This window comes from Roseateles sp. P4_D2 (assembly GCF_056401875.1).
Window position 1 is genome coordinate 1 of sequence record NZ_JBFUIM010000032.1, and the last position, 9131, is coordinate 9131.

Sequence of the window (9131 nt, forward strand, 5' to 3'; positions counted from 1 at the left end):
GGCCGGCCCAGCGCAGGCGGCGGTGGCGGTGGCGGTGGCGGTCGTGGCGGCAAGCCCGCCGGCCACACCGGCGTGGGCGGCGCCAAGACCGCGCCTAAGCCCCATGCCGAGCACGCCCCTCGCGCAGCCGGCGCCCAACCAGCCCGCGGCAACGCCGGCGGCGCCCCGCGCCACAACAACGGCCCGCGCCTGACGCAGCCCAAGCGCTGAGTCCAAGGCATCGCCTGCGCGGCCTGTCCCTCACGGGGCAGGCCGTTTTTGCTGGGCGACCGCTGCTGCAACCTCTGCGGCTCACGGCTCGTGCATCGGCAGCTGGCCCCTCAAGGCAGCTGCGTGGCGGCCCGGCGCCTGGCCCAGCCGAGGCCCAGCAGAGCCGCCAGGACCAGCGGCGCCGTACCGGGCAGCGGCAGCTCATGCGCGCCATCGCGGGGTGGCACGTCCGTACTGGTCAACGCGGTGATCTCGTAGCGGTACTGCTTCTCGTTGGGCATCTGGAAGCGGATTTCATGACGGGACTGGAAGTCCTCCAAATACAGGTAGGGCATGGCGCCGGTCGTCAGCGCATCCACGCCCGTTGTCCCCTCCAAGAACAGCTGGAAGACGGGCCACGGATCGTTCAGGTCAATGAAGCTGAAGAAGCTGTCCATATCCGCGTCGACGAAGATCCGCTTGCTCTCATTCGTGTATGCCATGCCGTCCTGCACGCCACCTGAAACACCGCCCGACATCTTGGCGCCGCTGTCATAGAGGCCGCGCGTGGGCCCCGCATCCGAGTCGACGGCATCCATGTCCACCACCAAGCTGCCCGACAGCGTTCCGCCGGTCGCCGCGTCCAGGCCTTTGGCCACGAAGCTGTAGTTGACGAGGCCCGCCTGAGCCGCGGCGCTGCAGGCCAGCGCGACCGCGCCGATGAGGATGTGACGCAAAGACATGGTGATCTCCCTGTGGGGTTTGAAAAGGTTCACGACGACGTGTCGCGATGCAAATCAGTGTCTGGATCGGCGGTATCAATGCCGCTTCCCGCAGGCGTGCAATGGTTTCAATTGCTACAGGCGGGTGCCGCTTGCCGAACCCGTTGAAACACAGGCGCCGCCGACCCCGGATTCCCATGAGGGGCTGATCTAATTCCACCCATGGCACGCCCCCCGCTCGACAGCTCGCTCAAGTTCAACCTGCCCGATGGCACGGTCGTCACCGCCCAGGAGATGCTGCGCAAGATCCAGGAAGCCAAAGCGGCCCAGCGGACCGAGCAACTCGCCGCCCCCGGCGCCCTGCCCGAGGCCGACCTGCAGACCCTGCTCGACGCCCTGCTGCTGCTGGGCGGCACCGCCAGCATCAACGCCGTCATGCAATGGCTGTCGCTGACCGGCCGCGAGCGCGCGAACGGCGAGACCTTCGACCACTACGCCACGCGCGATGGCCTGCAGGCCCTGGTCGCCCAGCGCCGTGCCGAGGGGCTGTACGGCAAGGGCACGCGCGTCTCATTGATCGATCACGTCGAGCGTCTGCAGACCTTGCTTGCCGCCCCCGGCCACGAGCGCTACTGGCGCCAGCGCCTGTGGCTGCTGGGCTCGGGCCGGGGCGACTGGCAGGACCCCATCGCCTGGGTCAACTTCCGCAGCCCCGAGGACATGCGCACGGTGCTGCGGCTGATGATCTTCTCGGGCATGCCCGCCGCCGAATTCCATGAACTGCTCGCCACCCGATTGCCGGAACTGAGCCCGCCGATGCTGACCCTACAGGCCCTGATCGAGCCCTGGTGCCCCGGGCTGCTGGCGCAGATCGACCCGGATCTTCGAGATACCTTGCTGGGCCAGTTGCTGGACGTCCTGCCCGCCGGCCACCCGGTGCGTGCCGAGCTGCGCACCTGGCTGCAGGCCGGTACCGGCACGCTCAGCATTCCCATGCACGCCCGCCTGGCCGAGGCCGACATGCTGGCCCTGCAACTGGACAGCGCCGAGCAGCATCTGCGCGGCCTGGCCGGCCCGGGCGTCACGCTGCTGGCCGCCACCCGCGCCCTCGTCGATGGCCGCTGGGCCGAGGCCAGCGCCGGCTTCGAGGCCGCCATCAAGGCCATCCACACCGCCAGCCGCAGCCGTCGCAACGCGCTGTCGCTGGACACCGCGCGCCTGTACCTGCTCAGCCTGCTGGCCCAGGACGACCCCAAGGCCTGGGCGCAGGCGCGCAAATACGCCATCGCCGAATCCGGCAGCCGCAGCCCCACCGCCTACGAGGCCTGGGGCCTGTGGGCCCACGGCATCGGCGTGCGGCTGGGCGAGGACAGTTTTCTGGAAGCCGCCTTCACGCCCCGCACGCCGGGCGATGCCGCGCCGGTGGACCGCCTGCTGCTCACCGCCTGGCTGGGCAAGCCAGCACCCGGCTGGACGCCCCAGCTCGCACAGGCCGTGCTCGCCGGCCTCGGCCCAGAAGAAGCCTTGCTGGCCGACTATCTGAGCGCAGCCCTGCAGCGCCTGGAACTGGGCGGCGCCGGGCCGGCCCGCGTTGCCAACTTCCTCGGCCAGCCGCGCCAGGCCTGGCAGGACGCCCTCGCGGCCATCGCCGCCCTCAGTGACGATGGCAAGCCCGCCGGCAGCGCCACCAAGCCTGAGCTGGCCTGGCAGCTCAAGCTCGACAACGCCGGCCGCGTGCACACGCTGGAGCCGCTGGAGATGAACCACGGCGCACGCGGCGGCCTCAAGTTCAAGGCCGTGACGCTGGCCAAGCTCAAGAAGCAAGGCGCCCAGCGCAGCCGCGACAACCTGGTGCTGCGCCACATCGAGCGCGACGCCTGGGCCGGTGTGCATGATCTGCGTCTGGACGTGAGCCAAGCCCTGGTCGCACTGATCGGCCATCCGCACCTGATGTTTGCCGACGCGCCGGGGCAGTGGGTGGAGCTCAGCGAGGGGCTGCCGGAGCTGGAGATTCGGCGGGTTGGCCAGGACGCCAATGCCGCCTTCGAGTTCCACCTCCACCCACCGCTGGTCGCCGCCGAGTCGCCGCATGCCGGCATGCTGCACGGCGCCCAGGCCGAGGCCGAACGCGAGCGCCGCAACACCCAGCGCGTGCTGCGCGAGGGGCCGAGCCGGGCGCGGCTGATCCGCATCACGCCCACCCAGCGCCGCGTGGCTGAGCTGGTCGCCCAGGGCTGGAAGGTACCGGCCAATGCCACGGCCGAACTCGGCGCTGCGCTGCAGGTGTTGACCGGCCATTTCCAGCTCCATTCCGACGCCGACGCCGGCCAGCGCGTGGCCGGCGACAGCCGCCTGCATGCCCGCCTCACGCCACAGGGCGAGGGCCTGTCGCTGCTGCTCGTGGCCCAACCCTTTGGCGACTTCGGCCCCGCCGTCACGCCGGGCCTGGGCCGCGCGCGACTGATGTGCCTGCACGAGGGCCTGAGCCTGGCCACGGAGCGTGACCTGGGTGCCGAGACCCAGCACCGCGCCGCCGTCATCGAAGCCCTGCCCTTTCTCGACCCCGAGCAGCCGCCCGACCAGCCCTGGTTGCTGGCCGATGCCGAGGAGGCGCTGGCCGCCGTGGAGCGCCTGCCCGGCCTGGCGGCAATCGCCGCGCTGGCCTGGCCCAAGGGCAAGCCGATGCGCGTACTGCCGGTGGACGGCGCCGCGGTGCAGATCGAGGTCAGCAGCGGGCGCGATTGGCTGGGCGTGACCGGCGAGGTGCAGGTCGAGGAAGGCCGCGTCGTCGGCCTGCAGGAGCTGCTGTCCCTGAGCCGCGCCAGCAAGAGCCGCTTCGTGCGCATGGCCGAGGGGCATTACCTGGCGCTGTCCGAGCAACTGCGACAGCAGCTGCGCGACCTCGATTCACTGGCCCAGACCAAGAAGGGCGAGCTGCAACTGCCCAATGCCAGCGCCGCCTGGCTGGACCAGGGCCTGGCCGGCGTGCGCTTGGGCGGCGACAAGGCCTGGCGGGCGCGGGTGGAGCAGCTCACGGCCGCCGCCGCGCTGCAGCCCCAGCCGCCTAAATCCCTGCGTGCCGAGCTGCGTGCCTACCAGGCCGAGGGCTTTGCGTGGATGAGCCGCCTGGCCGCCGCCGGCTTTGGCGCCTGCCTGGCCGACGACATGGGCCTGGGCAAGACGGTGCAGACGCTGGCCCTGCTGATCGAGCGCAGCGCGCTGGGCCCGGCCCTGGTGCTGGCGCCCACGTCGGTCTGCGGCAACTGGGCGGCCGAGTGCGCCGCGTTTTCGCCGGGGCTGAATGTGCAGGTCTACGCCGAAGCCGCCGACCGCAGCGCGCTGCTGCAAGCCGCCGGCCCGGGTGATGTCATCGTCGCCAGCTACGCGCTGGCGCAGATCGACGCCGAGGGCTTTGCCGCGCGCCGCTGGGCCACGCTGGTGCTGGACGAAGCCCAGGCGCTGAAGAACGCCGCCACCAAGCGCGCCAAGTCGGTCGCCGAGTTCGATGCCGACTTCCGCCTGGCCCTGTCCGGCACGCCGGTCGAGAACCGGCTGGCGGACCTGTGGTCCATCATGAACCTCATCAACCCCGGCCTGCTGGGCACACCGCAGCAGTTCAATGAGCGCTTTGCGGGCCCCATCGAGCGCCAGCAGGACGCGACGGCCCGCGCCCGGCTGCGCCGCATCGTCGCGCCCTTCCTGCTGCGCCGGACCAAGGCGCAAGTGCTGCAAGACCTGCCCCCACGCACCGAGATCGTCCACCGCGTGGAGCCCAGCGAGCAGGAACGCCACTTCCTCGAAGCCCTGCGCCGCGACGCGCAAGCAGCGGTGGCCGCGGCAGCGGCCAGCGGCGAGCGCGCCGCGCCCATGCAGGTGCTGGCCGAGCTGATGCGCCTGCGCCGCGCCGCCTGCGACCCGCGCCTCGTGTCACCCGAGCTGGGCCTGGTGGGAGCCAAGATGGCCGAGTTCGAGCACATCGTGCGCGAGCTGGTGGCGGGAGGCCACAAGGCCCTCGTCTTCAGCCAGTTCACCGACTACCTCGACCTGCTGGGCGAGCGCCTCACGCAGATGGGCCTGCCCTTCCAGCGCCTGGACGGCAGCACGCCGCAGGCCGAGCGCACCAAGCGCGTGGCGGCCTTCCAGCGTGGCGAGGGCGATGTGTTCCTCATCAGCCTGAAGGCCGGCGGGTTCGGTTTGAACCTGACGATGGCGGACTACGTCCTCATCGTCGACCCCTGGTGGAACCCCGCCGCCGAAGACCAGGCCAGTGGCCGTGCCCACCGCATGGGCCAGCAGCGCCCAGTCACCGTCTACCGGCTGGTGACGGCCGGCTCGGTGGAGGAGCGCATCATCGAGCTGCACCGCGACAAGCGCGGCCTGGCCGAGGGCATGCTCGAGGGCCATGAACAGGCTTCGCCGCTGGACGCGCAGGCGCTGGCCGCTCTGCTCGAGGACTAGCTAGATGACAAGCACCTGGATTGCCGGCGCGACCGGTCTCGTCGGCCGCGCACTGTGCGCCGAATGGCCCGACGCCATCGCGCTGGCGCGCAAGCCGTTGCCGGGCATGACGACGGTGGACTACACCCAGCCCGGCTCGTTCGCCGCCCTGCCCGCCCCCTGCTGCGTGCTCATCGCGCTGGGCACGACGATGGCCCAGGCTGGCTCGCGCGAGGCCTTTCGCGCAGCAGATTTCGACGCAGTGCTCACCGTCGCCCGCGCGGCGCGCGAGGCGGGCGCCACGCATTGCGGCCTGGTGTCGGCGCTCGGTGCGAACGCGCGTTCGCCGGTCTTCTACAACCAGGTCAAGGGTGAGGCCGAGGACGCGCTGATCGCACTCGGCTTCGAGCGCCTCGTCATCGCTCGGCCTTCCCTGCTGGACGGCGAGCGGGAGCAGCTGGACCAGCCGCACCGCACGGCGGAGGCCTGGACGCTGAGGCTGGTACGGCCGCTGGCCGGGCTGATTCCCGGCACCTGGCGCCCCATCTCGCCGCAGCGCATTGCACGGGCCATGCGCCTGGCCCTCGAAGCCCCCGGCCCGGCCGTGCGCATCATCGAGTCCGGCGAAATGCAACGCATGGGCCAATGAAGTCCCCGGCGATCGAGCCCACCGAGGTCGACTTTTCCGACCCCGACGCACCGGCCTCCCCCACCTTCGGAGACGTCTATCACTCGCGCGCAGGCGCCCTGCCCCAGGCCCGCCACGTGTTCGTCGCCGGCAACGGCCTGCCCGGCCGCTGGCAGGGCCGCGAGCGCTTCGTCGTGCTGGAGACCGGCTTTGGTCTGGGCAACAACTTCCTCGCCACCTGGAACGCCTGGCAGCAAGACCCGGCACGCTGCGAGCGCCTCGTCTTCGTCAGCGTGGAGAAGCACCCGCTGAAGCGCGACGATCTGGCCCGCGTCCATGCGGCCAGCCCCTTGCCCGACCTGGCGGCCCAACTGGTCGAACGCTGGCCGCCGCTGACCGCCGGCCTGCACACGCTGAGCTTCGAGGACGGTCGCGTCGAACTGCTGCTGGGCCTGGGCGATGCACGCGAGTTGCTGCGCGAACTGGTACTGGACGCCGATGCCCTCTACCTCGATGGCTTTGCGCCACAGCGCAACCCGGAGCTGTGGGACGAATGGCTGCTGAAGAGCCTGTCCCGGCACGCCGTGCCCGGCACGACGGCGGCCACGTGGAGCATCTCGCGGCCCATGCGCAGGGCGCTCACCGCACTGGGCTTCGAGGTGCGCCTGGCGCCAGGTTTTGCCAACAAGCCCGAGATGACCGTCGCCCGGTTCGCGCCTCGGCACACGCAGCGGCCGGCCGGCCGCGAGCCGCTGGCGCCCGGCGCGAAGCAGGCCGTCATCGTCGGCGCCGGCCTTGCGGGTGCGGCCTGCGCGCTGGCGCTCTCGCGGGCGGGCGTGGCCTGCACCGTCGTCGATGCGTTGCCCGGCCCGGCCCAAGCCAGCTCGGGCAACCCGGCCGGCCTCTTCCATGGCACCCTCAACCCGGACGACGGCCCGCACGCGCGCTTCAACCGCGCCGCGGCGCTGGCCACGCAGGCTTTGCTGACGGAGCTCGCCCTGCCTCATCAGCGCGGCCTGCTGAGGATGGAGACGCGACTGCCGCTGGCCGCCATGCGCGGCGCGCCGGGCTATGTCGAGGCCCTGTCCGCCGAAGGCGCCTCGATCCTGGCCGGCACCGCCCTCGCCCACCCGGCCTGGTTCTATCCCGGTGGTGGCGCGCTGGACCCGGCCGCCTACATCCGCGCCATGTTGGCCGCCAGCGGGGTCGCCCTGAAACTGGGCAGCCCCGTCGCCGCCCTGGAAGCAGCCACCGACGGCTGGCGCCTGCGGGATGCCCAGGGTCATCGCATCGCCGAGGCGCCCCTTGTCGTGTTGGCCGGCGGCCATGGCCAACTGTCGCTGCTCGGCGAACTGGCTGCCGGCTTGACCGTGCAGCGCGGCCAGTTGACCCACTTGCCGGAAGCGCCCTGGTGCCCCATCGTCCCCATCGCCGGCGACGGCTACGCCATCGCCGATGGCCGCGGCGGCCTGTGGTGCGGTGCGACGACCCAGGACGGTGATCTCGACCCGGCGCTGCGCGAGGTTGATCAGGCCGACAACCTCGCCCGCTACGCGCGCTTGGCCGGCCTGGCCACCCCGCCGCAGGCGCCGCTCGCCGGCCGCGTGGCCTGGCGCCTCATCGCGCCGGACCGCCTGCCGCTGATCGGCGGTCTGGCGGCTCCCGGTGAGGCGGCCGAGCAACTGCGCCTGCAGCCACGCCAGCCGGGGCTCATCGCCTGCACCGGTTTTGCCTCGCGAGGCATCACCTGGGCGGCCCTGGCCGGGCGCCTGGTCGCGGCGCTGGCCCTGGGCTCGCCACGGCCGCTCGAGGCCGAGCTGCTGGACGCTGTCGACCCGCTGCGCTTCGCGTTGCGCCAGCGACGCAGGCCGGGCGGCTGAGCCGGCCTGTTTGGCCCTGGTTCGGGCAACTATTGCCGCTTCCTCCCCCATATCGCTCTTCCGCCCCACCAGAGCCGACGGCACACTGCGCTGTTGACACCGGCCTGGCCGGTGTCCTTTTCCTTATCTGATGGAGACGACGGCATGAGCGGTTCGCAGCGGTTGAAGTTGGCTCTGGGCGTTGTGCTCGGCGTGGTCACCGTGGGCGCCGGCATGGCGCTGTCCGGCCTGGGCGACACCGCCGGCGCCGCCAAGGGTTGGTTGTATGCCGTTCTGGCGCTCACCTGGGTGGCCGGCCTGTTCGGCCTGCTGACCAGTGGCGGCTCGGGCGGCAGCCTGCATGCGGCCACCGAGGCCGCCGAGGCGCTGGCTCGCTTTGACCTGACCCACCCCATTCCGCGCGGCGGCAGTGGTGACGTCGGACGCCTGCTCGGCGCGCTGGACGACACCCAGCAAGGGCTGCAAAAACTCATCGCCAAGGTGCGCGAAGCCGCCGACAGCATTGGCACGGCCAGCGCCGAAATCGCCACCGGCAACCTGGACCTGAGCCAGCGCACCGAGCAGACGGCGAGCAATCTGCAGAACACCGCGTCCTCCATGTCCGAGTTGACCGGCACCGTCAAGCAGACGGCCGACGCAGCCATGACGGCCAACCAGCTTGCCAGCTCCGCCGCCAGCGTCGCCCGGCGCGGCGGCGAGGCCGTGTCGCAGGTCGTCGCGACCATGGATCAGATCAGCCACAGCTCGCGCAAGATCAACGAGATCATCGGCACCATCGACGGCATCGCCTTCCAGACCAACATCCTGGCGCTGAACGCCGCCGTGGAAGCGGCCCGCGCCGGCGAGCAGGGCCGTGGCTTCGCCGTCGTGGCCGGCGAGGTGCGGCTGCTGGCCCAGCGCAGCGCCGAGGCCGCGAAGGAGATCAAGAGCCTCATCAGTGCCAGCGTCGAGCGTGTGGACTCCGGTACCCAGCAGGTGCAGGACGCCGGCGCGACGATGACCGAGATCGTCGCCAGCGTGCAGCGCGTGACCGACATCATTGGCGAGATCAGCGCCGCGGCGCGTGAGCAGAGCGAGGGCATCGGCGTCGTCAATGGCTCCGTCGTGCAGCTCGACCAGATGACGCAGCAGAACGCCGCCCTGGTGGAGGAATCCGCCGCCGCGGCCGAAAGCCTGCGCGAGCAATCGGCCCGCATGGCCGAGGCCATCGGTGTGTTCAAGCTCAGCGGCGGCGCGGCCCACCGACCGGCAGCGCCCAGGGCACCGGCCGCACAC

General features: G+C 71.5%; 5 protein-coding genes and 1 pseudogene. 5 read left to right on the forward strand and 1 reads right to left on the reverse strand.

Annotated elements, in window-relative coordinates; genetic code table 11:
• Positions 1-210 (forward strand): annotated as a pseudogene (locus AC1DW0_RS29390) (hypothetical protein); the annotation flags it as partial.
• Positions 211-320: 110 nt separating this feature from the next.
• Here the strand turns inward: AC1DW0_RS29390 and AC1DW0_RS29395 are convergent.
• The gene (locus AC1DW0_RS29395; protein ID WP_056196196.1) at positions 321-932 is read right to left on the reverse strand and encodes a hypothetical protein; all 612 of its coding nucleotides are present in this window, start codon (positions 930-932) and stop codon (positions 321-323) included.
• A 201-nt stretch (positions 933-1133) separates the two neighbouring features.
• On the opposite strand from AC1DW0_RS29395, the gene AC1DW0_RS29400 reads away from it, so the two are divergent.
• The 4 genes from AC1DW0_RS29400 to AC1DW0_RS29415 form a co-directional block, all read left to right on the forward strand.
• Positions 1134-5369, forward strand: coding sequence for an SNF2-related protein (locus tag AC1DW0_RS29400; protein ID WP_477949599.1), 4236 nt, complete (start codon positions 1134-1136; stop codon positions 5367-5369).
• A gap of 4 nt (positions 5370-5373) precedes the next feature.
• Positions 5374-5997, forward strand: a complete 624-nt coding sequence (locus AC1DW0_RS29405) for a Rossmann-fold NAD(P)-binding domain-containing protein (RefSeq protein WP_457356653.1) — start codon at positions 5374-5376, stop codon at positions 5995-5997.
• On the forward strand, positions 5994-7856 hold the full coding sequence (mnmC, locus tag AC1DW0_RS29410; protein WP_477949601.1) for a bifunctional tRNA (5-methylaminomethyl-2-thiouridine)(34)-methyltransferase MnmC2/FAD-dependent 5-carboxymethylaminomethyl-2-thiouridine(34) oxidoreductase MnmC1: 1863 nt from the start codon (positions 5994-5996) through the stop codon (positions 7854-7856). The genes AC1DW0_RS29405 and mnmC overlap by 4 nt, the downstream gene beginning before the upstream one ends.
• A gap of 144 nt (positions 7857-8000) precedes the next feature.
• On the forward strand, positions 8001-9131 hold a 1131-nt coding region (locus AC1DW0_RS29415), incomplete at its 3' end, for a methyl-accepting chemotaxis protein (RefSeq protein ID WP_477949603.1).